At 41.0% G+C, this 26,698-nt stretch carries 43 protein-coding genes and 1 pseudogene; all 44 read left to right on the top strand.

Annotated elements, in window-relative coordinates; all coding sequences use genetic code 11:
• The first annotated feature begins 83 nt into the window (after window positions 1-83).
• On the top strand, window positions 84-251 hold the full coding sequence (locus KNQ97_RS02705; protein ID WP_000047870.1) for a hypothetical protein: 168 nt from the start codon (window positions 84-86) through the stop codon (window positions 249-251).
• Window positions 248-1,141, top strand: coding sequence for a GntR family transcriptional regulator (locus KNQ97_RS02700; protein WP_114189893.1), 894 nt, complete (start codon window positions 248-250; stop codon window positions 1,139-1,141). The genes KNQ97_RS02705 and KNQ97_RS02700 overlap by 4 nt, the downstream gene beginning before the upstream one ends.
• The gene (locus KNQ97_RS02695) at window positions 1,141-2,466 is read left to right on the top strand and encodes a DnaB-like helicase C-terminal domain-containing protein (RefSeq protein WP_032008034.1); all 1,326 of its coding nucleotides are present in this window, start codon (window positions 1,141-1,143) and stop codon (window positions 2,464-2,466) included. The genes KNQ97_RS02700 and KNQ97_RS02695 overlap by 1 nt, the downstream gene beginning before the upstream one ends.
• Window positions 2,463-3,572 carry a DNA cytosine methyltransferase gene (locus KNQ97_RS02690; RefSeq protein WP_045899635.1) on the top strand — a complete coding sequence of 370 codons (1,110 nt, stop codon included), beginning with the start codon at window positions 2,463-2,465 and terminating at the stop codon, window positions 3,570-3,572. The genes KNQ97_RS02695 and KNQ97_RS02690 overlap by 4 nt, the downstream gene beginning before the upstream one ends.
• Window positions 3,569-3,781, top strand: a complete 213-nt coding sequence (locus tag KNQ97_RS02685) for a hypothetical protein (protein WP_253611784.1) — start codon at window positions 3,569-3,571, stop codon at window positions 3,779-3,781. Before KNQ97_RS02690 ends, KNQ97_RS02685 begins: the two co-directional genes overlap by 4 nt.
• The gene (locus KNQ97_RS02680; protein WP_253611783.1) at window positions 3,778-4,146 is read left to right on the top strand and encodes a hypothetical protein; all 369 of its coding nucleotides are present in this window, start codon (window positions 3,778-3,780) and stop codon (window positions 4,144-4,146) included. Before KNQ97_RS02685 ends, KNQ97_RS02680 begins: the two co-directional genes overlap by 4 nt.
• Window positions 4,139-4,330: a hypothetical protein gene (locus tag KNQ97_RS02675; RefSeq protein WP_225453681.1), complete on the top strand. Its 192-nt coding sequence runs from the start codon at window positions 4,139-4,141 to the stop codon at window positions 4,328-4,330. Before KNQ97_RS02680 ends, KNQ97_RS02675 begins: the two co-directional genes overlap by 8 nt.
• Complete coding sequence (locus KNQ97_RS02670; RefSeq protein WP_253611782.1) at window positions 4,327-4,566, top strand: hypothetical protein; 240 nt, start codon at window positions 4,327-4,329, stop codon at window positions 4,564-4,566. Before KNQ97_RS02675 ends, KNQ97_RS02670 begins: the two co-directional genes overlap by 4 nt.
• Window position 4,567: 1 nt before the next feature.
• A complete protein-coding gene (locus KNQ97_RS02665; RefSeq protein ID WP_238826440.1) occupies window positions 4,568-4,825 on the top strand; it encodes a hypothetical protein in 258 nt (85 codons plus the stop codon).
• The gene (locus tag KNQ97_RS02660) at window positions 4,822-5,025 is read left to right on the top strand and encodes a hypothetical protein (RefSeq protein ID WP_000651148.1); all 204 of its coding nucleotides are present in this window, start codon (window positions 4,822-4,824) and stop codon (window positions 5,023-5,025) included. Before KNQ97_RS02665 ends, KNQ97_RS02660 begins: the two co-directional genes overlap by 4 nt.
• Window positions 5,022-5,459, top strand: a complete 438-nt coding sequence (locus tag KNQ97_RS02655) for a hypothetical protein (protein ID WP_253611781.1) — start codon at window positions 5,022-5,024, stop codon at window positions 5,457-5,459. Before KNQ97_RS02660 ends, KNQ97_RS02655 begins: the two co-directional genes overlap by 4 nt.
• Window positions 5,459-5,725: a hypothetical protein gene (locus KNQ97_RS02650; RefSeq protein ID WP_000356599.1), complete on the top strand. Its 267-nt coding sequence runs from the start codon at window positions 5,459-5,461 to the stop codon at window positions 5,723-5,725. Before KNQ97_RS02655 ends, KNQ97_RS02650 begins: the two co-directional genes overlap by 1 nt.
• A 10-nt stretch (window positions 5,726-5,735) precedes the next feature.
• Window positions 5,736-6,251 (top strand): hypothetical protein, encoded by a 516-nt coding sequence (locus tag KNQ97_RS02645; RefSeq protein WP_253611780.1) that lies wholly within the window; start codon window positions 5,736-5,738, stop codon window positions 6,249-6,251.
• A gap of 287 nt (window positions 6,252-6,538) precedes the next feature.
• The gene (locus KNQ97_RS02640) at window positions 6,539-6,769 is read left to right on the top strand and encodes a hypothetical protein (protein ID WP_017724764.1); all 231 of its coding nucleotides are present in this window, start codon (window positions 6,539-6,541) and stop codon (window positions 6,767-6,769) included.
• Between the two features lie 143 nt (window positions 6,770-6,912).
• Window positions 6,913-7,188, top strand: coding sequence for a hypothetical protein (locus KNQ97_RS02635; protein WP_253611779.1), 276 nt, complete (start codon window positions 6,913-6,915; stop codon window positions 7,186-7,188).
• A gap of 103 nt (window positions 7,189-7,291) precedes the next feature.
• On the top strand, window positions 7,292-7,690 hold the full coding sequence (locus KNQ97_RS02630; protein WP_086321591.1) for a hypothetical protein: 399 nt from the start codon (window positions 7,292-7,294) through the stop codon (window positions 7,688-7,690).
• 15 nt (window positions 7,691-7,705) lie between these two features.
• Window positions 7,706-8,236: a hypothetical protein gene (locus KNQ97_RS02625; RefSeq protein WP_086262145.1), complete on the top strand. Its 531-nt coding sequence runs from the start codon at window positions 7,706-7,708 to the stop codon at window positions 8,234-8,236.
• A complete protein-coding gene (locus KNQ97_RS02620) occupies window positions 8,226-8,450 on the top strand; it encodes a hypothetical protein (protein ID WP_253611778.1) in 225 nt (74 codons plus the stop codon). Before KNQ97_RS02625 ends, KNQ97_RS02620 begins: the two co-directional genes overlap by 11 nt.
• A gap of 5 nt (window positions 8,451-8,455) precedes the next feature.
• The gene (locus KNQ97_RS02615) at window positions 8,456-8,689 is read left to right on the top strand and encodes a hypothetical protein (RefSeq protein WP_253611777.1); all 234 of its coding nucleotides are present in this window, start codon (window positions 8,456-8,458) and stop codon (window positions 8,687-8,689) included.
• Window positions 8,619-8,918 (top strand): HNH endonuclease, encoded by a 300-nt coding sequence (locus KNQ97_RS02610; protein WP_041172108.1) that lies wholly within the window; start codon window positions 8,619-8,621, stop codon window positions 8,916-8,918. Before KNQ97_RS02615 ends, KNQ97_RS02610 begins: the two co-directional genes overlap by 71 nt.
• Window positions 8,915-9,097: a hypothetical protein gene (locus KNQ97_RS02605; protein WP_046023937.1), complete on the top strand. Its 183-nt coding sequence runs from the start codon at window positions 8,915-8,917 to the stop codon at window positions 9,095-9,097. Before KNQ97_RS02610 ends, KNQ97_RS02605 begins: the two co-directional genes overlap by 4 nt.
• A 168-nt stretch (window positions 9,098-9,265) precedes the next feature.
• Window positions 9,266-9,748, top strand: a complete 483-nt coding sequence (locus KNQ97_RS02600) for a terminase small subunit (protein WP_069597353.1) — start codon at window positions 9,266-9,268, stop codon at window positions 9,746-9,748.
• A 46-nt stretch (window positions 9,749-9,794) separates the two neighbouring features.
• Window positions 9,795-9,983: a hypothetical protein gene (locus KNQ97_RS02595; protein WP_253611776.1), complete on the top strand. Its 189-nt coding sequence runs from the start codon at window positions 9,795-9,797 to the stop codon at window positions 9,981-9,983.
• Window positions 9,984-10,208: 225 nt separating this feature from the next.
• On the top strand, window positions 10,209-11,909 hold the full coding sequence (locus KNQ97_RS02590; protein ID WP_046023939.1) for a terminase large subunit: 1,701 nt from the start codon (window positions 10,209-10,211) through the stop codon (window positions 11,907-11,909).
• Window positions 11,906-13,132, top strand: coding sequence for a phage portal protein (locus tag KNQ97_RS02585; protein ID WP_094327773.1), 1,227 nt, complete (start codon window positions 11,906-11,908; stop codon window positions 13,130-13,132). The genes KNQ97_RS02590 and KNQ97_RS02585 overlap by 4 nt, the downstream gene beginning before the upstream one ends.
• On the top strand, window positions 13,125-13,787 hold the full coding sequence (locus tag KNQ97_RS02580; protein WP_000375470.1) for an HK97 family phage prohead protease: 663 nt from the start codon (window positions 13,125-13,127) through the stop codon (window positions 13,785-13,787). Before KNQ97_RS02585 ends, KNQ97_RS02580 begins: the two co-directional genes overlap by 8 nt.
• On the top strand, window positions 13,780-14,952 hold the full coding sequence (locus tag KNQ97_RS02575) for a phage major capsid protein (RefSeq protein WP_253611775.1): 1,173 nt from the start codon (window positions 13,780-13,782) through the stop codon (window positions 14,950-14,952). Before KNQ97_RS02580 ends, KNQ97_RS02575 begins: the two co-directional genes overlap by 8 nt.
• Before the next feature lie 47 nt (window positions 14,953-14,999).
• A complete protein-coding gene (locus KNQ97_RS02570) occupies window positions 15,000-15,176 on the top strand; it encodes a hypothetical protein (RefSeq protein ID WP_000666093.1) in 177 nt (58 codons plus the stop codon).
• Window positions 15,173-15,460, top strand: coding sequence for a head-tail connector protein (locus tag KNQ97_RS02565; RefSeq protein ID WP_000631203.1), 288 nt, complete (start codon window positions 15,173-15,175; stop codon window positions 15,458-15,460). Before KNQ97_RS02570 ends, KNQ97_RS02565 begins: the two co-directional genes overlap by 4 nt.
• Before the next feature lies 1 nt (window position 15,461).
• Window positions 15,462-15,818 (top strand): phage head closure protein, encoded by a 357-nt coding sequence (locus tag KNQ97_RS02560; RefSeq protein WP_163073134.1) that lies wholly within the window; start codon window positions 15,462-15,464, stop codon window positions 15,816-15,818.
• A gap of 3 nt (window positions 15,819-15,821) precedes the next feature.
• Entirely contained in the window at window positions 15,822-16,307 is a 486-nt protein-coding gene (locus KNQ97_RS02555) for an HK97-gp10 family putative phage morphogenesis protein (protein WP_253611774.1), read from the top strand.
• Entirely contained in the window at window positions 16,307-16,678 is a 372-nt protein-coding gene (locus KNQ97_RS02550) for a DUF3168 domain-containing protein (RefSeq protein ID WP_000568017.1), read from the top strand. Before KNQ97_RS02555 ends, KNQ97_RS02550 begins: the two co-directional genes overlap by 1 nt.
• A gap of 71 nt (window positions 16,679-16,749) precedes the next feature.
• The gene (locus KNQ97_RS02545) at window positions 16,750-17,223 is read left to right on the top strand and encodes a phage tail tube protein (protein WP_253611773.1); all 474 of its coding nucleotides are present in this window, start codon (window positions 16,750-16,752) and stop codon (window positions 17,221-17,223) included.
• On the top strand, window positions 17,223-17,738 hold the full coding sequence (locus tag KNQ97_RS02540) for a phage tail assembly chaperone family protein, TAC (RefSeq protein WP_253611772.1): 516 nt from the start codon (window positions 17,223-17,225) through the stop codon (window positions 17,736-17,738). The genes KNQ97_RS02545 and KNQ97_RS02540 overlap by 1 nt, the downstream gene beginning before the upstream one ends.
• A gap of 35 nt (window positions 17,739-17,773) precedes the next feature.
• Complete coding sequence (locus tag KNQ97_RS02535) at window positions 17,774-17,989, top strand: hypothetical protein (protein ID WP_114259657.1); 216 nt, start codon at window positions 17,774-17,776, stop codon at window positions 17,987-17,989.
• Between the two features lie 76 nt (window positions 17,990-18,065).
• Entirely contained in the window at window positions 18,066-18,398 is a 333-nt protein-coding gene (locus tag KNQ97_RS02530) for a hypothetical protein (RefSeq protein ID WP_114259669.1), read from the top strand.
• Between the two features lie 62 nt (window positions 18,399-18,460).
• The gene (locus KNQ97_RS02525) at window positions 18,461-22,135 is read left to right on the top strand and encodes a transglycosylase SLT domain-containing protein (RefSeq protein ID WP_253611771.1); all 3,675 of its coding nucleotides are present in this window, start codon (window positions 18,461-18,463) and stop codon (window positions 22,133-22,135) included.
• 77 nt (window positions 22,136-22,212) lie between these two features.
• On the top strand, window positions 22,213-22,539 hold the full coding sequence (locus tag KNQ97_RS02520) for a hypothetical protein (RefSeq protein WP_253611770.1): 327 nt from the start codon (window positions 22,213-22,215) through the stop codon (window positions 22,537-22,539).
• On the top strand, window positions 22,536-22,877 hold the full coding sequence (locus tag KNQ97_RS02515) for a phage tail protein (RefSeq protein ID WP_000071080.1): 342 nt from the start codon (window positions 22,536-22,538) through the stop codon (window positions 22,875-22,877). The genes KNQ97_RS02520 and KNQ97_RS02515 overlap by 4 nt, the downstream gene beginning before the upstream one ends.
• A 52-nt stretch (window positions 22,878-22,929) precedes the next feature.
• Window positions 22,930-23,754, top strand: a complete 825-nt coding sequence (locus KNQ97_RS02510) for a hypothetical protein (RefSeq protein WP_253611769.1) — start codon at window positions 22,930-22,932, stop codon at window positions 23,752-23,754.
• Window positions 23,741-24,547 carry a phage minor tail protein L gene (locus KNQ97_RS02505; protein WP_253611768.1) on the top strand — a complete coding sequence of 269 codons (807 nt, stop codon included), beginning with the start codon at window positions 23,741-23,743 and terminating at the stop codon, window positions 24,545-24,547. Before KNQ97_RS02510 ends, KNQ97_RS02505 begins: the two co-directional genes overlap by 14 nt.
• A 6-nt stretch (window positions 24,548-24,553) precedes the next feature.
• A complete protein-coding gene (locus tag KNQ97_RS02500) occupies window positions 24,554-25,309 on the top strand; it encodes a C40 family peptidase (protein ID WP_253611767.1) in 756 nt (251 codons plus the stop codon).
• Window positions 25,293-25,958: a tail assembly protein gene (locus tag KNQ97_RS02495; protein WP_253611766.1), complete on the top strand. Its 666-nt coding sequence runs from the start codon at window positions 25,293-25,295 to the stop codon at window positions 25,956-25,958. The genes KNQ97_RS02500 and KNQ97_RS02495 overlap by 17 nt, the downstream gene beginning before the upstream one ends.
• Window positions 25,959-26,014: 56 nt before the next feature.
• A pseudogene (locus tag KNQ97_RS02490) lies at window positions 26,015-26,698 on the top strand (phage tail protein); the annotation flags it as partial.

Raw genomic sequence — 26,698 nt, 5'->3', positions numbered from 1 at the left:
GATGAGATCAGGCTTCGTGTTCAAACAAGGTGGATTAAATGAACCATTCAATATTAGCAGAAACAACAGAGAAGGGGAACTAGATGAGTAAAACCACTTTTAATTTTATTCAGTGGTACGAATCTAAGTACCCTGAGTTTGTAAATCGATATGGAGCTTTAAAACGCTTATATGACTCTGATTTAGATAGTTTCTTCATTGAAGAAATTGATGAGCTGTATAAGGAATTTAAGCAAGGTGGTGTTGTATGAGCTTATACACCACAGGTCATCCGGTTGTAGACAAAATTGCCAGCCTCAATATTGAAGGCAATGTCATTCCTGCTAATTGGTTTAATACTTTCAAATTGGAAAATGGAAAGCCCGATACAAATGCGGTCATTTTGCTTTCAGAAATTGTTTATTGGCATCGTCCAACTATTGTCCGTGATGAAGATTCTGGGCATATCGTTTCGGTAAAGAAAAAATTCAAAGCTGATTTATTGCAACGCTCATATCAGAGTCTAGCAGATCAATTTGGGTTCTCAAGGAAGCAAGTTAAAGAAGCATTAGATCGTCTTGAAAAGTTCGGCGTGATCAAGCGTCACTTCCGCTCTGTAGATGTAAATGGTCAAAAACTTAGCAATGTCTTGTTCATTGAATTAGTTGCCCATGTTCTCTTTGAAGTGACCACCCTCCTAACTTCTACGGTAGGACCCTCCTCACTTGAAAGTCATGACCTCCCACCCTACAGGGAAGACCCTCCCCACCTGGAGGGTGACACATATACAGAGAATACTACAGAGATTACTACAGATAGTAAGTTAAGCACGGCTGAGCTTGAAAAAATCTTGAAAGGGAAGAAACCATGTGAAGCTCTTGTCGCTATCGGTTTAGATCTTGAGGTTGCTAAACGATTCAATGAATACCGTAAGACCCTTAAAAAACCATTAACTCTTGATGCTGTGATCAAGCATTACCACGAAAGCTGCAATGCAGGGATTTCAACTAATGATGCAGCTCGTATTGTTTTGAGTGAATCGTGGATTGGGTTTGCTAGTCGTTACAACTGGAAGCCAGCATTTGAAACTTTGAATGGTTCTGCACAACAACAAACACCAGCAGATATGAAAAATGCTGATCTTAATTATGGGGATTGGTAATGAGTTCTGATATCCAAAATATTTCTATTGAGCAGAGTGTTCTTGTTGCACTCATGACAACAAGCAACTCACTTGAAGTAGTTGCAAACGATTTGACTGAGGAACATTTCTTCGCTGGACGGCACAAAATCATTTATCGCGCCATTGTTGAGTTATCAAATGCTGATATGCCATATGACGCTGTATTCGTTGGCAAGCATCTTCAAGAAAGAAATCTGCTAAACGATATCGGCGGTGAAGAATATTTAATTCAACTAAACAGCGCTATAGGTAGTGTGCATCACCTTGAATACTTTGTTGCTGAATTAACAAAGTTAAAAAATCACCGTGAAGTTGAAGGCATTGGACTTGCCATTGCTGGACGGGCAAAAGACTTAACAGTAAGTGATATTTACCTTGAAGCTGAGAACCTATTCAGCACATCAAGTAGCACTATCGAACAGAAGCAAACTGGTTTTGATTTCAATCAAGCCTTAGAAAAAACTTTAGAACGTTTCGAGAAGAAAATCGCCCAGAAGGAAGAAAAAGGGTTTATTGGAGTTCAATTTAATATTCCTCACTTAGATAACCTTCTTGGCACAATCGAGAAAGGACATTTTTGTGTTATTGGTGGTCGTCCAGGTAGTGGCAAGTCAACACTCGCGCAGATGTGTGCAATGCAAACTGCTAAGCGCTACAACATGCCTGTTTTATTTATCTCTGCTGAGATGGATACGCCAACCCTAACCAACCGCATGATCTCAGCATTAGGGCATATCCCATATAACAATCTGCACAATGGGGAAATTTATGACGGAATGTTTGAAAAGCTTACTGGCACGATAGCTCAGTTCCGCAACCTTCCAATTTTTATTGAAGAGAAGCAGAAGCCAACAATTTCTGAAATCCAAAGCTATGCGCGTAAAGCAAAACGCAAATACAAGGCTCTAGGCTGCATCATTGTGGACTACTTGGGCTTAATTCGTGACCCATCTAAAAAAGACCGTGTTCAGGAAGTTGCATCAATTAGCCGTGATTTAAAAGCCATGGCTAAAGAGTTTGATTGTCCAGTAATTGCATTAGCTCAACTTAACCGAGCTGCAGAAGGACACAAGCCTGTTGCAAGTGACCTCAAAGACTCAGGTCAAATCGAGCAAGATGCTGACCAGATCATTATGGTTCATCCAATTCTCGAAAAAGAGACAAATGCACCTACAGGTGTAACTGAATTAATCATTGCTAAAAACCGTCATGGGAAGCGTGGATCTGTAAATGTTCAAGACCGTTTAGATATTTGTCGCTTCGTGGGCATGTCATTCCCGGTGGAAGAGAGAGGTGCAGCGTGAAATACGGATCAGTATGTTCAGGAATTGAAGCTGCAACTGTTGCATGGCATGACCTTGGGTTAAGTGCTTCATGGTTTTCTGAGATAGAGAAATTCCCGAGCCAAGTATTGCAACACCATTATCCAGATATCTTGAATTTGGGTGATATGACGCTTATTCGCGACAAAGTGAAATCAGGTGAAGTTGAAGCGCCAGATATTTTAGTTGGTGGTACGCCATGCCAGGCATTCTCAATAGCAGGTTTAAAAAATTCCCTTAATGATGATCGAGGTCAGTTGACACTTGAGTTTGTGAGACTAGCAGATGAAATTGATTCAGCAAGAACTATTTGCGGACTTAAGCCAGCCATCATTGTTTGGGAAAACGTTCCAGGAGTGCTCAACACAAAAGACAATGCATTCGGTTGCTTTTTGGGAGCATTGTCAGGTTCGGGGTGTGAATTACAACCGGCAGGGAAAAAGTGGACAAACGCTGGTTGTGTGTTTGGACCATCTCGACAAGTCGCTTGGAGAGTCCTTGATGCTCAATATTTCGGAGTTGCCCAACGACGCAAAAGAGTCTTTGTTGTCGCAAGTGCTAGAGAAGGAAGTGTCACCAAAGTACTTTTTGAGCAAACAGGCATGCTTGGGAATCCTAATGAGATCAGAGAAGCGAAAAAAAATAATACCGAAGCTGTTGCAAAGTGCCTTACAAGACGTGGCGCAGGTGGACAGAACCTAGATGCTGAAACAGCAACATTCGTAATTCATGGTACTCAAGACCCACTTGTCAATGAAGAGACGGCTCATTGTCTAGGTAGAAATAGAGGCCAAGAAAACGCAGTACTCACAGTAAATAAAACCGCTGCGACACTTACTCGAGGATTTGGCGATCGAGGAATTGATGCTGATCAAATCACTAATGGTAATTGCGCTATTCAATTTAAAGGGGTGAGAAGACTTACACCAGTAGAGTGCGAACGCCTCCAAGGATTCCCCGACCAATATACAAACATCCCAAATGCGAAAGACAGTCCGCGTTACGCAGCGCTAGGAAACTCTATGGCTGTTCCAGTAATGCGCTGGATTGGTGAGCGTTTGCTACAAGTTTTTGGAGAAGCGGTATGAATACAGAAAACCAAAAAGAACCATTGCTATTCGGCTCTATGACTTACACACAGATCATGCAGTTAAGACCAGCTTACAACTTAGGGATTAAGGATGCTGAAACACGACAAGCTAATTCTCTGTACCAAAAACTACAAAGACGCGGCTGGTTGAAGCGTTTGAAGGAGCGTCAAGTCATTACTAAACATGACAAGGAGCGCAGCCAATGAAACCAGAACAGTTTATTCGTGAGCAAGGATTGGAGAAGGCGAGAGAGGTGGTTGATGGGGCGCCTAGCAATGCTGAGAGCTTCCAAGATGGCTACTACTTCAGAACAAAACCACAGTTTGAATTTCACAATGGCATTCATGAGGCTTGGAACTTAACTGATAACGATGGCGAGTACTTCAAGAAGCGTGGCTTTGAACCAGTAAAAATCAATGACCTGAAAATGATGTTGGAAAGCATCCGCATCGTGGATCAGTTCGGTGGAATAGAAAAAGCAAAGCTAGTTGCGAAAACCAAAGACGGGATGGGTTACTTGAAGGGATGCATCAAAGACCACGAATCAATATACGGAGGCGGGGATGAGTAATCAAATTAATGGCTTTAGACCAGATCGCCTAAGCCTAATCAAATATGAAATTGTGGATCTACTGGAAGAAAACAATGTGCCCAATGAGGTAATTGGGCAAGTGGTTCGATTAATTGCAGAAGTTAAGGCATTAGCGTCAAACCAAAAGCCTGATTATTTGAGTGAAAAAAGGAGCCAGCCATGAGTGAGTTTAAAGCGGGAGATCGTGTTCTTAGACACTTCAATAAAAAAGTTTACTTCGTGAATCACAGAGTTGGAGACGAAGAATATTTAATTTCTTATGAGAAGGATACGCCAGTATCAAAATGCCAAATCTGTGAGCATTTTAGCAATTTGAAGTTAGTTCATGAACCAGATTTAGGCGACGACTCACACATAGAAAACCACATTAGCCCGCTGTGTAAATCAAAGGATGTTTGAGATGGATAAGCCAATGACATTTAACAAATGGATGGGCAAGCAAGGGAATTTAGCTTTGGTTCATGCCAATTGCTGCCGTATTGCCTATGAAGCTGGTCAGCAGTCACAGCAAGCGAAGGTGGAGGAGCTGCAAAAGCGGGTGGATCAACAGGGACTAATCATTGCAAAGGCTATGTCTATTGCATCAGACCTTCAAAAGAGCTGGTCAATGTTTGAGATTGGCAAGAAGTTAGAGCAAGCGCTCAAGGGGGAAGGATGAAAGACTTTGCGATAGCAATCATCTACGGTGCAGCTTTATTTGTATCTATCAAGTACGCATGGCGTTGGTATAACGGAGAGCTTTCAACTCCTGCAATTATGGAGTGGTTTGGCAGAGGTTTCTTTTTTGCTTGGGGAGTAATAGCAGCGACTTTAACTATGGTTTTGGTTATCCGCTTAATTACGGAGTATGTCAAATGACCACATTCAAAGAGGCTCAAATCATCATTGGCATCGATCCTGACTTGGAAAAGTCGGGAGTTGCCATTCTAGGGAATGATCTTCAACTCAAAAATCTGACTTTTCCTGAAACTGTTGAGCTATTCAGAAATGAACAGGACAGCATCAAAAAGGTTGTGATCGAAGCAGGTTGGGAAAATAAGAAGGCTAACTTCAGAGTAGGTGGTGGTCACTCAAGACAAGTGAATGAGCAGATTGCTAGACGTGTCGGGATGAATCACGCGACAGGCATCTTGTTAGCAGAAATAGCGCAGGCTTTAGGCTTAGCAGTCTTACTGGTGAAGCCTACTAAATCAAAACTCAATGCAGAGCAGTTTAACAAGATTACAGGTTGGCAAGGTCGTACAAATCAAGAGCAGCGTGATGCAGGTATGCTTGTATGGGGGATGAGGTGATGGATAAAGAAGCTTGGAATTTAACTTATCGCTGGCACATTCAAAAACTCAAAAATTGGTACTCAGACCAATGGTATGACTTCCTAGATGCTCTTGAAGAATTATTAAAACTAATGTGGATAGTTCTAAGGTTGTTGTTATCTCCATTGCTTTGGATGATTGTCTTAATGTTTGACTTAAGAACCTATTACAAGCAATTGAAAACTTATGATCAAGAGAGTCGTGAGCGAGTAAGAAAACATATCGAAAGATCAGAGAAGAAGTAAGGGGAAAATAATGAATGCGGCAGTAAATCACATTATGCAAACAACGGACTGGACTAAATACAGTCTAGAAGAATGGCTTTATCAATTTGGGGCTTGGATGTACTCAAATTCTGGAACTTGTGGAAAGAGCATAAACCCGATTGCTGTCGCTATGGATCAGGCTGCTAAGAAGCGCAAGCAGGAGGTGAAAGGTAAAGAGCAGATCATGGCTGATTGGTTATGCTCAGATGATTTAATCATTCCTAAAGGTCGTGGGCGTATAACATGTGAAATCACAGACAATGAAGCGCGTGCAGTTCAACGTCTTATTCTCGACATGCAAGGGCAGTCGGAAGTTCTAGACGGTTGGCTTGATGCTGTAATCAAAAGATACTTCTATAACAACTCTTGGTCAGAAATGGTTGTAACTCAAATGAATCCAGTTGGAGATATGGTTGTTGTCTATTCTCAAAATGATGCTAGAGCAGATGTTAAATGTGGTTTGGCTGCATTGCATAGCCGTTATAGCTTTATCAAATATAAGTAACTTGACCTTGTACAAGGGATATGGCATATTTGTGTTAAAGTTGTGCGAAGTGTAAATAAGGTGCAACTAAATTAGTAAGTAACCCTTGCATCATAAGCAAGAAGGCGAAACTAGATTAAAGCCTGTCATTAAGTTGATGGGCTTTTTGCGTTTCTGGAATGATAAAAATCTTATCTCGCGAGAGGTGCCATGTTGGGGCGCCTCTCAATTTTGCCGAACGGATTACGGCATATATGGCCCCGCTGAATACTAGTTATTGGCGGGGCTTTTATTTTTTCGGGGGATATATGAAAGCTAAAAAACTTTTAGAGAAGCTTGGTGCTAAGGGAATAAAAAAGATTCTTGAGAGTGCACACCAAGAAGCTGTTTATTTTGTAGATGAATGGAATGAGCATTTTAAGGTACATGGGTTTTACACAGATAAGTGTATTGTCGGTGTTCACAATCCGCATTCACACTACAAATTGTCAGAATTAAAACAGGCATTGGGTGGCGAACATGGATACAAGCGAAGCTAAGAAAAATTTAAACAAATATTCGGATGAATTAAGCCGTTACCAGAACTTATCTCGTACTGGATTGAGTATCGAAGAAATGCTTGTTATAGACCGCATCATAATGCGATTGAAAAACAAGATTAATAATTTACGGTCTATGTTGAATGCGTGACTCCAAACGATTAGCCGAAGTACGCAAGCTGCCATGCATGAGATGTGGTGCACCAGCACCAAGCCAAGCCGCGCATTCTAATTCTAGTAAAGACGGTAAGGGCAGATCCATTAAGGCTTGCGACTCTAAAACTGTTTCTATGTGTTTTTCCTGCCATCATTTATTTGATACCTACCAACTAGGCAACAGACAGGAAAGCGAAGAGCTATTTAATAAATGGCTTAAGCGAACCAACGCGATGCTTGAGTCAGAACAAGATTTATTTTGAATTATAAATAACCCAAATAAACCCATTAAAAGCGGTGGGTTTTATTGGGTTTAATCCTGAGCCGAGAGGCTCTTTTTTTGTGTCCATAAAAAGGAAGCGAGAAATGAAAACCAACCAAAAAGGCCAAGCCGATGTAGTGCTAGCCACCCTTGCTTTTGTAGCAATTCTAATAGTGATTATTCTGCTCATGTTTGCATGGCCTCATTACAAGGTGTGGAAGCAGGGTATGAATGGTCAAGCACTATTGGCAGAAGCTGAACAATCAAAAATGATTCAGGTTCAAACGGCGCGGGCTGAGCTTGAAAGTGCCAAGTTGCGAGCAGAAGCGATCAAAACTATTGGTCAGGCTGCAAAAGATTACCCGGAGTACCGTAAACAAGAGTTTATCGGCGCATTTGGTGATGCTTTACGTGATGGCAAGATTCAACAAATTGTATATGTCCCAACCGAGGCAAACATTCCAGTTTTAGAAGCTGGTAAACGTCCCGTTGTGGATGAATAAGGTATAGGTGGGAATATGGAACCAGCAACATTCCCAATCAATAGTTATTCAGGAATTGTTCAGGTAATTAACTATCTGAACAATAACCACTCCAAAGCAGCCGCAGAAGGCAAACCTTTAGTCGTTAGAATCAATCAGAAGGAAGACGACAGGAGTGCCGCACAAAACCGGCTTTACTGGGCTTGGCTTGAGCAGATCAAGCAAAAGACCGGTAACTCAAAGGATGATCTTCATTTACTTTTTAAGAAAAAGTTTCTTGCTCGGATCTATGTTGAGAGTCGGCAAGAAACTGCTGAAAAGTATATGGCCTTGCAGAACTTTAAAGATGTTATTCAAGCATTCGATGGACCTAAGCGCCGTCAACTTGAAAAGGATTACCAAGTTTTAGTTCACACATTTGTTAGAGATCATCTTCAAAGCAAGAAGGCAACCATTAAAGAATTCACTAAATATCTGGACAAGATCAACATCTATGCACATAGAGACTTGGGCGTGATGCTGATTATCCCGGATGACCTTAAGTGGTGTTATCAAAATGAGCAATGATTCAAATTTGCAAGATGTGGTGCTTAAGCTGATAGAGCAAACAAACAAGCTTATCGACCAAAACAACAAACTGACTGACCATAACAACAGACTGATTGAACAGAATAGCTTGATCGTCCAAATCAATGCAGAACAATCTGCCCAATTGAATGAAGTTCTAATGATGTTTGAAGACGGCGAACCAACACGTAAATCTAAATCATTGGATGGGTGAGCAAGATGATTCCGAACATAGTACTTGAACTTGAAACCCCAGAAGTCCAGCGTAAACAATTGGAACTCAATTTAGTTAAGTTGATCCAAGAGTATCAACGTAAAGGCTTAGACATGAAATACATCAACATTGATTTACTTAATGGTGTTGATGCGCGAGTAACCTTAAATGAAACTCCAAACATTCAAGAACAAGTTGCAGACGCTACAGGCACCCGCACAAAGCCAGAAGAACTCTAAACAAAACAATTGGGGTTCTGGTCGTGGTGGCCGTCCGTGGCGCCGTCTTAAAGCTAAGATCCATTTACGTGATGAGTGGACTTGTCAATGTTGTGGAATCGTCACTAAAGACTTAGAGCTTGACCATATTGTGAATGTGGCAAGAGGTGGAACGGATGATGAATCCAACCTCCAGTCTCTTTGTGTTCCATGCCATAAAAAGAAAACCCAACAGGAGAGCCGACTATGATTACCCAAGATTTTATTAAAGGTGAAGTGGTTGCCTTGCTAGGTGCTTGGACTGACCTTATGACAGTTGAAAAGGTAGAGTATGGGAAGGTTTACTTTACGTCAGGCGATTATGCAGATTTAAGCAAGGTACGGCATGCAGAACCTGAAGAGATAGAAGCGGGTTGTAAGCTTTATTAAATATATTTGGGGTGCACCAAAATGACGCACAAAAATCCAGCAGGCAGGGGGGAGGCCAAAAGTTCCAAGCCCTTCGCCGTTGGACACCGCCCCCCATCGCACGCACAAAAAAATTCCCTTTCAGAAAAAGTTAAAGCAAAAAGTTAAAATCAAGTTAAAGGTAGAGCAATGGCATTAACAGAGAAAATGGAAAAATTTGCTCTTGCCATTGTTGACGGCAAGACAAATAAAGAAGCAGCAATTTCAGCAGGTTATGCGGAAAAAACTGCATCCGCTGCAGGTGCTAGGTTAGCAAAAGATCCTGAAATTATTGTCTATATTGAGATGTTAAAGGCCCAAAAAGAAGGGCGCTCTTTAACATCTGATTCACCAAAAGTTAAACCTAAAGATACACCCGAAAATAGTGGTGAAGATGAAAACCCTATTGAGGAATTTCAATTTGAAGGTGATGACCCTTTAGATTTTTTAATTAAGGTCATGAACTTCAATGGCAACAAGCTGCCACTAAGAATGCAAGCAGCAATTGCAGCATTGCCTTATAAACATGGGAAGGTTGCTGAAAAAGGCAAGAAGGAAACCAAACAAGATAAGGCAAAAGAAGCCACAAAAACTGGTAAATACGCCACATTGGACAATCAATTGCCTAGTTAGCTAGTATAATTAAAATAAGGATTTTGGAACTTTTGCAGAGGTAAAAATGTATATTGAAAAACTAAAGGAAAAGTTCGAGACAATAGAATATGTAAAAGACAAAGTTGAAAACCTTAGATGGGATTCTTATTGCTGTCTTTATGAAGCCAATGATTGGAGTAATGCTGATCAAGTTGCTGATATGCATTGGATAAATGGTGCTTGGACAATTTATCGAGAATTAAACAAAATCTAAATTTAACCTACAGTATTTTGAAAAACTTAACCGCCTCTTTGGCGGTTTTTTATTGCACAGTTTTTGGATGAATCCGTAGGCGATACGGTGAGAGAGAAAGCAATGTCCTGAACCAGTATGGGGATGCGTAGCAAGGTTTTCGAATGTACCAATAAACATCGGCTTATCTCGGCCATACAAGCAAGAGTTCGCAACTTGCCATCCAAATCTCAATGGACCAATTAAATGACTGCAAAACTACCAGACTGGACAACTGCTTGCCCAGATTGGGCAGATCGCATCGTTAAAGGTCAATCTTTGATGCCATGCAAGCCACTATTTCAAGATGTGGCAGACGTGGCTTTAAGAACATTCAATTCCTTAAAAGTTGTAGATGTTCTGGATTCTCCAGAAATGGGGGAAATTGTTCGGGAGTGGGTAACCGAGTTTGTTGCTGCAATTTTTGGAGCCTATGACAAAAAGTCAAAACGCCGTTTGATTAACGAATTTTTTCTTTTAATTCCTAAGAAAAATACAAAATCAACAATTGCTGCATTCATTATGCTCACGGCTTTTATTTTGAATAGCCGGTTATCTGCAGAACTCATCATTTTGGCACCAACAAAAGAAGTTGCTGACAACTCCTTTAATCCTATTCGCGATGCAATTAAAGCGGATCCAGAATTAGATGAAATGATGACTATTTCTGAGCACACAAAAACAATTACACATCAAGGAACACAGGCAACTTTAAAAGTTGTTGCTGCTGATGACAAGTCAACAGGTGGTAAAAAAGCCTCTTGGATCTTAGTTGATGAGCTGCATTTATTTCAAACCATGTCCAATGCTGGTTCGATGTTTCGTGAAGCAACTGGTGGCTTGGCATCTCGTCACGAGGGTTGTTTGATTTGGTTGTCAACACAATCAAAAGAGCCGCCTTGTGGAGTATTCAAAAGCAAGCTTGATTATGCCCGCGATGTTCGTGATGGGAAGATAATTAATAAGAAATTCCTTCCACTGATTTATGAATTTCCAGATGAAATGATTGAATCAGAAGAATATAAAGACCCGGCAAATTTCCATATACCTAATCCAAATTTTGGGACAAGTGTTGACCCTGAGCAGCTATTAGATGATTTCGAAAAGGCAAAATATGCAGGCGAAGATGACCTAAAAGACTTCTATGCTAAGCGCCTTAATGTGCAGATCGGCATGAATTTACGTGCTAATCGCTGGGCAGGTGCAGACTTTTGGGAGAAAAAAGAGGTTGTTTTTGACCTTGATTATCTAATTGAACAATCAGAATGCATCACTGTGGGTTTTGATGGTGGTGGCCTTGATGACCTGTTTTCAATGTATGCCATTGGGCGAGACAAAAAATATCACACTTTATGGCGTGGTTGGTCAAAGTCTTGGCTTCATCCAATTGCCTTAGAGCGAAGAAAAGAAAATAAGCAGCGTATGGATGACTTTATAGCTGCTGGTGAGCTTGTGATTGTTGAAAGCATTGGTGATGACGTTGCTCAAGCAGGATTAATAGCAAAGCAAATCTTTGACACTGGCAAGATGCCTAAACAGGGTTTTGGACTTGACCGCTTGGGGATGCCATCTCTTGTTGACGGATTGCTAGATTCTGGAATCCCCGAGACTGCATTAATCGCCGTTAAACAAGGTTTTGAGTTGTCAGGTTATGGGATGACTTTAGAGCGAAAACTAGCAGCAGGAACCTTTATTCCAGCTAAGCAAGAGTTAGTTAAGTGGGCGGTAGGTAATGCAAAAGGCAAAATTTCAGGTAATGCACTGATGATAACAAAGCAAGAATCGGGCAAGGGGAAAATCGACCCTGTGATTGCAATGTTTAACGCCGCTGCTTTGATGTCAAGTAATCCTGAACCTGCCAATCGCGTTGATATTGACGAATACTTAGAGGATGTCGTGATAGCATGAGTACCACACAAGAGCCGGGCTTTTGGTCCCGCTTCTGGTCACGATTGACTGGAAACACACAATTACAGAAAGGTGACTCATCTTATCCGTTTGATAGTTATTTATCACCGGGTGGGGCGGTTGTTACTCCAGAAACTGCATTAAAACTTTCTGCAGTTTGGGCATGCGTAAAACTTCGAGCAGAAACAATTTCTACTCTTCCTTTACAGCTATATGACAGCAATAAACGCTTAGCAACAGAACATTATTTATATCGAATTTTACATGATTCACCTAACGCAGATATGTGTGCTAGTGAGTTTTGGCAAGTTCAAGTTGCTTGTGTTGATCTGTGGGGGAATGCATACAACCTAATTTCTACCGATTCAAGTGGGAAAGTTATTGCTTTAGAGCCACTTTTCCCGAGTGGTATGGTTGTAAAACGTAATGATTATGGAGCGATCGATTTTCATTACACTGAAAATGGGAAAACAACAGTCTATTCAGAAGACCAAATCTTGCATTTTAAAGGTTTTACTCTTGATGGACTTGTTGGTTTATCTGCTATTCAGTTTTTTGCTCAAACTATAGGCATGCAGTTTGATGCAAATAATCAAGCACAGGACTGGTTTAAAAATGGCTTAAAGGTTGGCGGCTTTTTGGAGACTGGAGAGCAAACCTTAACTAAAGAGCAACGTGAACGGCTAAGAAATCACTTAAGCGAATTTAGTAAGCCGGAGAATGCAGGCAAGTACATGGTGCTTGAAGCTGGAATGAAACTTTCTGGCTCAAATAGCATTCGAATCAACCCAGTTGATGCTCAGTTACTTGAATCTCGGTATTTCGGTATTGAAGAAATATGCCGTGCCTTTGGTGTTCCACCTCAGTTAATTGGTCATACAAACAAAGCAAGTTCATGGGCTTCAAGTCTTGAGCAGACTAATAGGGGTTTTTTGACCTATTCACTTAATCCGCAATTAGTTCGATATGAGCAGACAATCACAAAGAGATTGTTTTTACCAAGTGAAAAATACAAATACAGACCAAAATTTGCCGTTGAAGGCTTATTGCGGGCCGATAGCGCTACTCGCTCAGGGTTCTACACAAACATGATTCAAAACGGTGTCATGACCCGTAATGAAGTGCGGGATTTAGAAGATTTAGCGCCTTTACCGGGTGGCGATGAGTTAATGGTTCAAATGCAAATGGTCGGTTTGAAAGATCAGGGGAAAACCAGTGGATAGACTTAAACTAACTTTAGAAATCAAAGCCACCCAAGAGGGTGGCTTTTTTTCTGGCTACTTGGCTGCTTTTGACAACCTAGATTCACATGGCGACATCATCCGCAAGGGGGCTTTTGCCAAAACCCTTCAAGAGTGGAAAGCAAAAGGCAAGTATCCAGCAATCTTTTGGGACCACAACCCGTCTGAACCAATTGGAATTTTCACCGAAATGCGTGAAGACGAAAAAGGGTTGTACGTAGAAGGTCGTCTCTTAATTGACGATGTGCCGCGCGCTAAAGCTACTTATGCGCTGATGAAGGTTGGCGCGATTGATGGCATGTCCATTGGCTATATCACCAAGTCTTATAGACGCGATCCAGACTCACTAATCCGCGAACTGCTGGAATTGGAGTTAGTGGAGGGTTCAATTGTTGCCTTTCCTTCCAATCCAGAAACCCTAATCAGTTCCGTCAAATCCAAATTACAAGATGGCGAGCTGCCATCCCTACCAGAATTTGAAAAGTTCCTGAGAGAGTCAGGATTTTCAAAAACGCAAGCCACTGTCATCGCTAGTAAGGGTTTGCGTCATCTTTTGAGCGAGTCAGAGGGTGAAAACGAAAAAGCGAAATCAATTTCAAATGCCTTAAATATTTTACGAGGAATCAGCAATGACTGAAAAAACTTTAGAACAACTCGCTCAAGAGTTCCAAAAACACGTTGATACAGTTAAAGAAATCGCCGAAGAGTTCAAAGGCAAATATGAGAAAAATGAACAACTTTCTCAAAGTGCCAAAGATAAGGCTGATGAAGCTTTAACGACCATGAATGAAATGAAAAATAAAGTGGCTGAGATTGAGCAAAAAGCCGCTCGCCGTGGTAATGGTGATGTTGAAACCAAAAAACAAACCATGGGTGGTGAGTTTGTTGAAACTACAGAATACAAAAATGCTGCAGAGGCGCAGTATCGTGGTATTCAACGTGTTGAGTTAAAAAACACAATTGGTACAACAGAAGTTGGAAAAATCATTCCAGCTACCAATCTTGGCCTGCAATTACCAAATCAAATGCGTCTTACAATCCGCGATATTTTGGCAGGTGGCAGCATGAGTGGCAATGTTCTTGAATATGTCCAAATGCAAGACTTTACCAATAATGCGGCAGTTGTTGCCGAAGGTGCACCAAAGCCAGAATCCGCAATTACATTTACTGATAAAGACGCGAAAGCAGTAGTAATTGCTCACTGGTTAAAAGTAACTACTCAAATGTTAAGCGATGCACCAGCATTGCAGTCATTCATTGACAACATTTTGCGCCATGGTCTTGACATCAAGCTTGAAAAGCAAATTCTTGCTGGTGATGGAACCAATGGCAATATGCTTGGCTTAATCCCTCAAGCGACTGCTTATGCTCCGCCTGCAGGTGCTCCAGCAACGCCAAATATGTTTGATGTATTGCGTTTTGCAATGCTTCAAGTTGTATTGGCCGATGACTTTGCAAACGGCCATGTACTCAACCCAATTGACTGGGCGTTGATGGAAACGCAAAAAGATGCAAACGGCAACTACATCATCGGGAACCCGCAATCACAAGCGGTTCCAACATTATGGGGCTTGCCTGTAGTTCAAACCGCTGCAATGGATGCAGGTAAATTCTTAACAGGTGCATTCAATACTGCAGCTCAATACTTTGAGCGCTGGGGTGCTGCTGTGCAAATCGGTATGCAGGGCGATGATTTCACATCAAATAAACGTACCTTACTTGCTGAAACCCGTGGAGCATTAGCTGTTTATAAGCCTAAATCGCTTGTATATGGCTCTTATACTCCTGCTACGGGTGGTTAATTCATTTTGGGGTGGTGTTCGTCACCATCCCATTTAGAGAGGCCAAAATGAAAGAATATGAAGTTTTACGCCCACACTTTGGAGATAAAGACTACAAAGAGGGCGATATTCGAACCGCAGATCCAAACGTGGTAAGGCATTTGGTAGAAAATAAAGTTTTACGTGAATACCAAACAAAGGTTGATCCACCAAAGCCAGCTACAAGACGGAATAATTCAAAATGATCACACTTGAAAGAGCCAAGTTGCAATGTCGAGTTGATCACGATGATGAGGATGTGCTTTTTCTTGAATGGATAGCTCAAGCCGATGAAGAAATAGCGATCGACATCGACCGAAAAATTATTTCAAATGAGTCAGAAAGAACTTCTGAAACGGACATTGTGGACTGCAAGAAGTTAGATAATGCCCGGTTGATATTTATTGAGTATAAGTACAGCCGAAGTCTAGAAGGAAAACCTCAAGCATATTGGGATATTTTGCAGCCTATTAGAGAAATGGGGGTCTAATATGCCCAGCATTACTCCAAAACTAAAGCACCGCATCACTATTCAGAAAGCAATTCAAACCCAAGACCAAAACACAGGAAAATTAATCACCTCATGGTCTAATTTTGCAACAATTTGGGCGGAAGTTACTGACCTTTCAACACGCGATGTTATTGCGGCTAAAGCAGCAAACAGCGCAATACAAGCCCGTGCTAAGGTGCGATATAGCAGCACTACAAAGCAGATTGATAGCACCATGCGGGTACTTTTTGACGGCTATTTTTACAAGATTGATGGTAACCCTATGCGAGATCCCGACTCACGCCGTGAGTATTTAACCATCAACTTATCTACAGGCGAAAAAGCATGGAATGGGTAAATTATGACAACTCAAATACATGGCTTGGAACCTGCATTAAGACGAATGCGGGCAATTGGTAGTGACAAGACTGTAAAACGTATTGCCCGTAAAGCGATGCGGCAGGCAATGAACATTGCTCGGGATGAAGCCCGTCAAAAAGTTAAACGGCTAGATGATCCCACCACTCCTGAAAAAATCTGGAAAGAAATTGTTGTTCAAAATGGCCGAAGTAGAAATAAAAACACTTTGGTTATGCGCGTGGGAGTGCGTGGTGGTGCACGTATCCCATATACAAACAATGCTCAAAATAGACATGCTGGGCGTGTTGGTCAAACTTATCAAACTGATGGACGTGTTTTTTATTGGCGTTTTCTTGAGTTGGGTACAAGTAGACAGCCCGCAACACCATTTTTAAGACCAGCGCTTTACGAAAACATTGAACAGATAACAGATAAGTTTGTTCAAGTATTTAATTTTGAACTCAGTGTGGTTTTAGGTGCAGCTTAATGATTGATGTTCCAATTTTTAAATTAGCCAGAGCAGATCCAGCGGTTAAGGCTCTACTTGAAAGCGATGGAATTTTGCGAGTCTGGAAGTTTGGAAGTGCTCCAGATGAGCCACAAGCGCCATATGTGACATGGCAAACAATTTCTGGTGATTCAAATAGCAACCTTGATTCACGTCCTGTTTCAGATAATGCAATTATTCAAATTGATGTATACGCAACTGATGAGGATGTTGTTGATCAGGTTGCAAAAGCAATTCGCTTCGCAATTGAACTTGATTGTTATGTGGTTCGTTATGGCGAGGCAGATAAGGACCCCGTAACAGGCATGCCTCACTATTCTTTTGATGTTAGTTGGATCGTAAACCGCTAATAAAACTTAAACCATATTTTCACTTAGCACCCAATCGGGTGCTTTTTTTATGCCTAAAAGGAGCGCTCTTAATGGCTAATGTTAAAACTCAAAAAACACAGTTATTTACTGTGTTAAATGGTCAAGTGGTTCGTTTTGTTTGCTCTAAACGGATTGACTTGGGGCAAGATTCATTTCAAAAAATTGATGTGACTTGTCTTGATGCAGACTCAAAACAGTATGTTCGCGGTATGCGTGATCCCGGCGAAGGTGCAGTAGAAATCGATTACGATGATACGAACACCAGTCATGACAAATTAATTGAAATTGCCGAATCTGGAGAGATTTTAGAATGGCATGTTGGTTCGGGTCATGCTTCCACCGAACCAACTTATGATGCTACTACCGGTATTGATCTGCCAAAGGATCGTATGTGGTGGTCATTCAAGGGTTATATTAATCCTACTGCACCGAATGCATTTGAAGTCGATTCTGTAGTTGGTTATTCATTCACATTAATTCGTACTTCTGGCGTAACTTCAACTAAACGCACGGTGGCTCCATAATGGCTAAGATCAGCATTACAGACTTAAAGCAGAGTGTAACCACTCTAAACGTTCCAGTTAAAAAAGCCGTCAAGTGGAATGTTGAAGCGACTGAAAGCAATATTGGGTCACTTAAAAAATTGACGAAAAACAATTCATTAGAACTTGGTGATATTGTTGAGCTTGAAGCTGATATTTTTGTTAAAAAAATGAACTTCAAGGAAAGTCGCGAGGCATCCAAAGCAATTGAATGGGATCTTAATTATGAGAATCTTGAGGATTCAAAAGTTAAGAAAATCGATTCAACTCACATGCAAGCTGCTCAATTACTTGGTTCAATTTGCTCAGATCAAAAGGGAACACCTTTTTTCTCAACTGTTAATGACATCTATAAGGCAGAGCCTAGTTTAATAAATGCTATGTATGCTGCTGCTGATGAAATTAATAATTTTTTGGGAAAGTCTCGGAAGAAGAGCTTGCAGACAGAGAACTCCTCATTGAACTCGTCCTCAATGGAATCGGCGGGAACACCTTAGAAGAAGCTGAACAGAAACTTTCACATAGAGAGTTAATGTATTGGAGAGCCTATCGTCAAAAATATGGCTCTCTTTTCTTTGGTCGCCGTTTAGAGCAAAGCTTTGGAAGTTGGATGGCACATTACACAGGCTTCAAAGTTAAAGAGGGAACAAAAGTAGACCCTTATATATTTATGCCTCATGAAACGCCTCCAGACGATGACAATTCATTGTCATTAGAGGAATATTTAGAGAAATTTCATAGTAACTGACCCTGCCACAAGGTGGGGAATGTGACATTTACACACCGTTTTGTTAAATTGAAAAAAAGTGAAAAACGGTGTGCATATGAATAAGTTTTTAATTATTGCTATTTTGAGTTGCTTAACACTCGGATGTGGGAAAACAGAAAAAGAAAAACTTGATGACGAAAGGAAAAAACTTGATTTGCAAGTACAGAAATTGGTTAAAGATAAATTAAAAGATGGCGAAACGGCTAGGTTTCGCAATCAATGGGGGTTGTGTGGTGAAGTTAATGCTAAAAATAGTTTTGGCGCTTACACCGGCTTTCAACGTTATATAGTTACTAAAGAAAAAATATATTTTGAAAATGATTATAACTCTGACCCAACCTCTGTAGCGGCCTTCAATCAAGTTTGGAGTGTTGATTGCAAGCAGTAATTAAATATTAATTTTAAAAACCCCGCTTATCGGCGGGGTTTTTTATTGCCCGGAGAAAAGTAATGGCCACAACATCACTTGGCAGATTAACACTGGATCTAGTGGTTCAGACAGCTAGTTTTTCAGAGCCACTAAGTAGAGCTGAGCGACAGGCGCGAACATCGAGTCAAGGGATTGCTAATTCTTTAAACATTGCAGCTATTGCTGTGAGTGCATTAAGTGGAGCTGTGGCTGGTCTTTCAGTGGCTCAGCTTGTTAATTTTAGTGATCAAGTTATTCAGACTGGAAATGATATTCAAAAGTTTTCAAAACTTGCGAATGCTTCAGTGCGTGAATTTCAGTATTACGCCAAAGGGGCAGAAACTGCTGGAATTTCATTGGAATCTTTTGCAGATAAAATGAAAGACATGCAGGATCGTATAGGCGATTTTCAGCAAACGGGTGGCGGTCCTTTAGCTGACTTTTTCACCAATATCGCCCCTAAAGTTGGGGTGACTATCCAGCAGTTTCAGAAATTATCAGGACCTCAAGCGCTACAATTGTTTTACAACTCTTTAGAGAAAGCAGGCGCGTCAACAAATGACATGAAGTTCTATATGGAAGCAATCATTTCTGATTCTTCTTTATTAATTCCATTGCTTGAAAAAAATGGTCAAGGTTTCAAAAAGTGGGGTGATGCCGCTGAAAAGGCTGGCGCAATTATGTCTGATGACTTAGTTAAAAGCCTAGCTCAAGCAAGAGAAAACCTTCAATTAATGGACTTGCAATGGCAGGGCGTTGAAGCAAGACTTGTAAATAGTGTTGTTCCTGCTATCGAAACAGTGATAGAGAACTGGGACGATATTAAGGCGGTTGCGATTGCTGTATCTGCTGGTATTGCTACTCGCTTTGTACCAGCCTTAGTTGTTGCAACATATCAACTTGGGCAAACAGCTATTTTTGCAGTTCGTGCGGGCGTGGGCTTGGCAAGTTTTGCTAGAACAGCAGGCGCAACAACAAGTGTAATGGCCCTATTGGGCGGTCCTGCTGGGATTGGCATGCTTCTTACGCAATTGGCTGTAGCTGGTGGCGCCTATTATTTGATGTCTAAACAGACGCAAGATGCTACTGATGCACTTGAAGATCAAGGTCTTGTTGTTGATGAGCTAAGGGAAAAATATAAAAAATTAACAGCTTCACAACTAGCTCTTAAAAGTATCGAAGCTGGAGAGGAAATTGATAAACAAACTAAACAGTTAAAAAGTTTGTTTATTGCTTTGGAACAATTTGAGAACGACTTAAGGGTTCAAGGTGACACTAAACAATTAACAGGTATTCAAACTTATCTAAAGAGTTTGAAAGAAGGTGGAGATAAAGCGAAAACAGCTTTTTCTGAACTTCAAAAACAGGGATTGGTTAGCGAAACTACTCTTAAATTTATTGCTGAATTAGATACAAAAATCAATGAGGCAAATAATTCTATTGATCGTCAAAAAGAGATCCAAAATTTAGTTAAAAACGCCACTAATGACACAACTAAGGCTCAACAAGATCAAGCGAAAGCAGTTAATGACTCAGCAAGAGCTTGGATGTCTTTAACCCAAAAACAGCGAGAATATATTAATCAGGCCAACAAGGATGCTTTGCGTGAGAAATATATTCAGGAAAATATGCGTGTAGGCGGTTGGACTAGAGAGAAGGCTGAATTGTTTGCTGATGTTCAAGCTAATACCAACGGAGAAAATGCATATAAAATTAAATTGCCAAAAGCGGTTGCTGATGCAGCACTTAATAGCTTTAATCGCAAAAACTATACTTTTAGTAAAGATGAGTTGGTGGCAATTGCTCGTGCACAAGGTATTGCTAAGGCAAATAATTTTGCTCAAATCGAAAGTTTGTATGGCTTGCCTGCTGGAACACTTGCCGCCTTGATTCTTAAAGAGTCTGGAGCTAATGCAGGGGCAAAAAGTCATACTGGGGCAATAGGTCTTTTCCAAACAACGAGTGTTTTTAGAAAGCAGTATGGACTTAATGCTAAAAGCTCTACTGAAGAAATTGCAACAGCAGCAGCCAAAGACTTGCAAAAGCATTATCAAGAATTTGGTGATCGCGCAAAAGCACTTATGGCTTACAATGCAGGTGCAGGTGGCTTAAGGACCTATTTGAAAGGCGGGTTGTCAGCTAGTAAGCGTAAAGAAGTGGCTGGCTATGTGCCGGGTTTTCAGAAATGGTTTGCAGGCGTAAACGGCAAGTCTACAGTAGATAATTCAATTTTAATGCCTACACAGGCAGATCAACTTGAATTAATCAACAAAGCTGCCGAGTCTCAACAGGCTATTGATGATGCAAGGAAAGAAGTTAACGCACGGTATTACACTGAAGCTCAACGACTTGCAAAGGAGCATCAAGATAATATTGATAAGATCACACTTGCGTACGCTGGTACACCACAGTTAAAAGAAAAGCTTGCTCAAGAGGATGCATTATATGCTGCGCAAATCGCAAAACTTGAGTCCGATAAAAAGGAAGAGTACAACCAGTACTTTGCTTTTGAAACTGATCGAATCAAGCAGATTGAACAAAACTTTGATCGACAAAAAGAGTTAATCGACTCTAATGCCGAATATGAGTACGGGAAATCGAAAAAAGCTTTAGAAGTTAAAGCAGCACTTGAGCGTCAAAAACAAGCTGAAATTGCAGCTGTAAAACGCGAAGAAGATGCACAAATTCAGTCGGCATTTGAGGGTTATCTTAACCAGACTGAAATTGTTGTGAAGCGTTACCAGCGTGAACGTGAAGAAATACTTCAAACTTATAGTTTAAGTAAACGTGTGCGCGAAGAGATTGCTAAATCTAAGGACTATGCAATTTTTGAAACTTTAAACCAAGCCTCTGACAGTGTCTTGCAAGTTGGTCAGAACTCTGCTCAATCTCTATTTAATAGACTTAATCCTGAAGAGTTTTCAAAGTTTAATTTGCAAAATCAATATTCTTCGGATTACGGTATGCTCAAGACATCCTACAACGATGAAGTTGCCGGAATAAGAGCAATATCAGATGAGAATCTTCGCAATTCTATGCTTTTAGATGCTCATGAGCAGTATTTGCAATCGAAAGCCGCACTTGATGCAGATTACGCACAAAAAGAGCGTGATTTGGATCAACAGAATTTTGAAACCAAGATGCAAGTTTATTCGCAAATTGCTGGAATGACTGGGCAGGTCTTTTCAGACATGACCGCACTATTAGAGCAAAGTGTTGGGAAGTCAAATGCACTTTACAAAACTATGTTCTTTGCCTCTAAGGCTGCTTCAATAGCTCAAGCAATTGTTAACACGGAAGAGGGGGCTACAAAAGCACTGGCACAAGGTGGTGCTTATGGAAGTGTATTGGCTGGAGTTGTTAGGGCAACAGGTTATGCTTCAGTTGGTATCATGGCAGCTCAAACAATCCAAGGTATGGCTCATAACGGTATAGATAATATCCCGCGTGAAGGTACATGGCTTTTAGATGGTGGTGAACGTGTACTTAACCCTCAACAAAACAAAGATTTGACGAATTATTTAAATAATCGTCAAAACGGGTCTAGTGAGGGCAATGTGCAAATCAGTCAACAGATTACGTTCGCTGATGGATCCGCAAGCGTCAATACACAAGGGCAAAAGCAAATTGCTGAATCTCTGAATAATGCAATGGATGCTTGGGCTAGACGAGAAAGCCGTCAAGGCGGTGTCTTGTTTAATCTTGTGAGACGTTAATTACCCAAGCTTAACCACTTAAACCCAGATAAACCCACTTTACTGAGTGGGTTTATTGCTTTTCAGGAAGTGAGAATATGAAGGCAATTCAATTTAAGAAAACAGGCCAATACACTGGTAATTGTGATGAAGTAACACGTTTACTGGGCGGCACAGTAACCTATGCTGGTCAGCGTGGAGGAGAGGCAAACAAGACTTATGAACGAGATGGTGAAACTTTTCCTATCCAATTCGATGATTGGCTTGTAGATATTGAAGGTGTGATTCTTGTTTTGAGCGAGAAGCAATATCAAGCGCTTAAGTCAGTGGCTTATAAACCTATAGGATTGGGTGAGGCAATTAGTCGGCATGTCAATGAGTACTTAAATCAACAACAGCGTCAAGGAGGCTTACTTTCTAAATGAGCAACCGTAAATTCACTTGGTGCCAAGACTTAGAAGGTAACTCAGGTTCGCAGAGCTTTAATACTTTGTCATCTAAGTTTGGTGATGGGTATGAGCAAAACATTGCTGTAGGTATCAATAACCGATCTGGTGAATGGACTTATCAAAGAACGGCTTATAAAGCTGAAATTATGCAGATTAAAGCTTTCTTTGATGACCATAAAGGAGCTGACTCGTTTCTTTGGGATTCGCCTTTAGATGGTGAAGTCCGAGTTAAAACAGGTGAATATCAACCCCGCTGTTTGGGCGGTGATGTTTGGCAAATCTCAACAACATTCACCCAAGTTTTTTACCCTTAATTTAAACCCCTTTAAAGCCCCTTTTTAGGGGCTTTTTTATGCGAGTAAGAAAATGACAATTCAAACAGTAAATCTAGGTACGGCACCGACTGGCGCAGGTGGTGATACATTCCGTTCAACTGGCGCAAAAATGAATGAAAACTTTACTGACCCGAGCCATGCTGCAAGTCGTTATGTTGGTACTGCTGCTGGAAATCTAATGGAAGTCGGCGCATTTGGTCTTGGTTCAAAAGCTCTGCCAGCTTTCCCCACAGATTTCAATTCTCAAAAAACCTTTAATACGGGTTTCTATGACACGTCAGTATCATCGGGTGTACCCGATGGACAACTTGTATTTTTAAATCGTGGGTACTGGGTGAAAGGTATTGTGTTCCCTGTGAGTGGAGCACCTCAATTTCTACACGGTAGTTATGATTCAACAGCTTTCCAATTGTATCCACTTTTGATAAGTGGGCTTAATACAACAACAGACTCGAACGGTTTTATCAAAGCTGCTTCACCGATCGTAAAACTATTTGCAGATAAAATTGAACTCAATGACGAAGCTGCTGAGCAGAACATTACTTTTGAAAAACGCGATGTAGGGCACTACTTGCTAAAAGGAACGTCAGGTTTTGCAACGGAAGGTTGGTATATCGAAACGCCAAAAGATGCTAACGGGAACATTCTTTTTGCTGTGATTTATCAGCAGTTAGAAAATAAAGATATTGAAATCAAAACTTTTAAAAAGAAGTTTGATGTTGAGTCTGCTTCAATTATTGCTGATTTGGATAATCCAGTTGATATTTCAACGGGCCGCTGGATCGATATTCGCTTGCAAGAAATTCCTAAACCAGTACCCGAAATGCCAGTGGTGACAGAAAATGACCCTGAATAGTGATTTTCAAAAATTATATGTAGATGGTCTTATTCATCTATTTGAACTAGATGCCAGCTCACTTGGAGCTGGCATTTTACGTTTTCATGGTCATATTTCTTATGAAGACTGGGAAAAAATTTACTCATCAATTGGTTCAAGTGGTCTGATCGGTGCCGACTCTGGCAGCATTGGAAAGATATTCGATGTTGGTGACCAGAAGGTATGGAACCGAAATATTATCTGGCAAGGTCAAGTATTTGAGCCAATGGCGCTTGAGGTCTCTGGCCTTGAAATGCGTTCGGACGGTAAAGCTTCAGCGCCAACTTTAAGCATGGCCAACAATATCAACGGCATTCAAAATGCTGTGTCTGCTTACTGTTTGCAGTTTAAAGACTTTGCTGGTGCAAAACTTAAAGTTATTACCACTCTTGCTAAATACTTAGATGCTGAAAACTTCACAGCAGGCAATCCAACTGCATCGAATGAATCAAAAGAGCAAATCTGGTACATCGAGCAAAAGACATCTGAAAATGCACAGCAAGTGACTTTCGAGCTGTCCAATCCAATCGATTTTGAGGGTTTGAAAATCCCAGTTCGACAAATTACTTCACTTTGTCATTGGTGCATGGTCGGGAAGTACCGGGGCGAGGAATGTGGTTACACAGGTGTAGCAATGTTCACTGATAAAGATGAGCCAACAGATAATCCGGCACTTGATCGATGCGGTGGACGTTTACGTTCTTGTCGCTTGCGCTTCGGTGAAAATAAACCATTGCCTTTCGGCGGTTTCCCAGCTTCAAGTTTATTGTGAGGTCTTATGAAACTTACAGCAAAACTTAAAAAAGCAATCATGGCCCATGCGGATGAATGCTATCCACAAGAATGCTGCGGCGTGATAGTTAGTAAAGAATATATTCATTGTCGCAATATTTCTAAAAACTCTGATCAATTCGAAATCCATCCAGAAGATTTAGCTATAGCAGAAGACCAGGGCGAGATATTAGCGTTTGTGCATTCACACCCTGACGGAACTACAAGAGCCTCAGAACTAGACTTAATTCAGATTGAGTTACATCAAAAACCTTGGGTCATTTGCTCCTATCCGGATCTGGACTTTCAAGTTTATGAACCTTGTGGTTATCGTGCTCCATTGGTCGGAAGAAACTATATTCACCATTATCAGGATTGTTATGCATTGGTTCGTGATTTTTATGACCGCGAACTTGGTATTAAATTGCCAGACTTTGAACGAAAAGATGGCTGGTGGGAAGACAAAGATCATCCGTCAATATTGATTGATAACTTTCCGAAAGCCGGTTTCTATGAAGTGGACACTCCGCAATATGGAGATATGTTGATTTGTCGAGTACCACGAACAGAACACCCAAATCATTGCATCATTTGGCTTGGTGATAAAGCAATGCTGAAGTCCGAAGATACTGAACCTTGTATTGGCAATACATTAATTTTGCATCAGCTTCACGGCCGTAAATCTATACGTGAAATCTATGGACCGCAATGGTCAACCAGAACGGTAAAAATCTTGAGGCATAGAGATGTTAAAAACAATTAAGCTGTACGGCGTTTTGGGGCAAAAGTTCGGTCGTGAATTTAAGCTCGATGTCGCAAATACACGTGAAGCCATGCGTGCATTATCTGTTCAGATCGCTGGCTTTGAGCATTTTATGTTGCATGCACATGAGCAGGGCCTACGCTTTGCCGTATTTTTAAAATCAAAGAACTCAAGTAATAAGCGAGGCAAGAAACGCCCAGCAATTTACGATCATGAAACTAAGCGTCTTATCACTGGTGACAATATTGGTGAAGAACAGCTTGATATGAATACTGAAGCTGAGGTTATTCATATTGTTCCACGTGTAGTTGGTGCAGGCGGTAATGGAATATTACAGACTGTATTGGGTGCTGTGATGGTCGTGGTGGGGGTTTTAGTAACTGTTGGTACATTGGGAGGTGGAGCACCATTAGGTGCTGCATTGATTGGGTCGGGTATTGGAATGATGCTTGGTGGTGTGGCTATGATGCTTATGCCGAAGGTTGATACAACTCAAGATCAAAACCAAGATGGCAACCGCGCCAACAAAGGCTTTGGCGGTGCAGTAACTACAGTCGCTCAAGGCAATCCGGTACCTATTTTATATGGTCAACGAGAAATTGGTGGCTTCATTATCAGTGCTGGTCAATATCCTGAAGATCAGATGTAATTTTTAATTATTTAACAGGCGCTTTCTAGCGCCTTTTTTATTGCGTGAGATTTCTTATGAATGCAGTAGTAGGCGCAAAAAAAGGCAGCAATAAACAACGGCAACCTGTCATTTCACCAGATTCTGCTCAATCGAAAACCTTTATCAAGGTTCTATATGGTTTAGCTGAAGGCGAGATTGAAGGTTTAGCTAATGGGCTTCAGTCAATTTATTTAGAAGAAACTCAACTTCAGAACGCAGACGGAAGTCTTAACTTTGAAAATGTAAAAGTTGATTTTAGAAATGGTACTAATGATCAGGAATACATTGAGGGCTTCCCAGCAGTAGAAAGTGAAACTGCCATCGATTTAGAGCTGAAGTCTGAAACGCCGTGGGTTCGAGCTTTTAGTAATCTTGATCTCGATGCAGTACGCCTGCGCTTAAAGTGGGGTCCTTTGCGTACTCAGAATGCTACAAATGGTGACGTATCAGGCGTAACAATCGAATACGCAATAGATTTACAGACTGATGGAGGTGTCTGGACTGAAGTACTAAAAACCAAGATTTCAGATAAGACTTCTGCAAATTACGAGCGAGCACATCGCATTGATTTGCCTCGAGCTGATTCTGGTTGGCTTGTACGTGTACGCCGTCTGACTCCGAACTCATCTTCTGAATATATCAGCGACAAGATGTATATTGCAGCTGTTACAGAAGTGATCGATGCGAAATTACGTTACCCAAACACAGCATTATTGGGC

The organism is Acinetobacter sp. UC24323, assembly GCF_024151445.1.
In the GTDB taxonomy this organism is placed as follows: domain Bacteria; phylum Pseudomonadota; class Gammaproteobacteria; order Pseudomonadales; family Moraxellaceae; genus Acinetobacter; species Acinetobacter baumannii.
Note: the sequence above shows the minus strand (reverse complement) of the source record. Positions and strands in the feature narration are given on the sequence as shown.